The sequence below is a fragment of the Paraeggerthella hominis genome, from assembly GCF_021044775.1.
In the GTDB taxonomy this organism is placed as follows: Bacteria; Actinomycetota; Coriobacteriia; order Coriobacteriales; family Eggerthellaceae; genus Paraeggerthella; species Paraeggerthella hominis.
Map to the genome: position 1 here is coordinate 1 of NZ_JAJNOQ010000031.1, position 535 is coordinate 535.

The 535-nt window shown below is 52.3% G+C and carries 1 protein-coding gene; it reads right to left on the minus strand.

The genetic code is table 11. From position 1 onward, the window contains the following. Positions 1-158: 158 nt before the first annotated feature. Entirely contained in the window at positions 159-443 is a 285-nt protein-coding gene (locus tag LQE90_RS12335) for an integrase core domain-containing protein (RefSeq protein ID WP_439651869.1), read from the minus strand. Positions 444-535: the final 92 nt, after the last annotated feature.

The following is a 535-nucleotide window of genomic DNA, read 5'->3' on the forward strand; positions in this document are numbered from 1 at the left end:
TGGTAGGCGGCACGGACGAACGTCGGGTCCTGCTCGCGGAACACGGACTGCAGGGCCTTGAGCGCCATGGCTTTCCGTCGCTTGTCGGGCATGAGCTTGGCGACGTTGCGTTCGAGATGTGACCTGTGTCAAGATTTCGGACACGGAAACTCGAGATTCTATGCTGCCATCGCAATTGCTTTGTCCATAGGTTTCGTACGTTCGAAGAATGCATCCATCACCTCGGCGGGGATCCTGTAACCGATCGATGAATGGGGTCGCTTGCGGTTATAGTAGGATTCGATGAACTCGATGACAGCCATCTTCGCGGCATCCCTGGTCGCGAAACTCTCTCGGTAGTACATCTCGTTCTTAAGCGTCGCAAAAAACGACTCAGCGACTGCATTGTCGTGACAGTTACCAGTACGGCTGCATGACTGATTATTACAAGTAAATCGGTACATCGTTCCAAATTTCACCGGCACCCGTTACGGGGCTACCGGTACATCATTACGCTCTATCGGTACACCACAACATATTGATTTGACTCGCATAC

Excerpts from the sequence above, each read along its gene's own strand:
- LQE90_RS12335 (WP_439651869.1), bottom strand. The coding sequence starts at position 443 with ATGTACCGATTTACTTGTAATAATCAGTCATGCAGCCGTACTGGTAAC.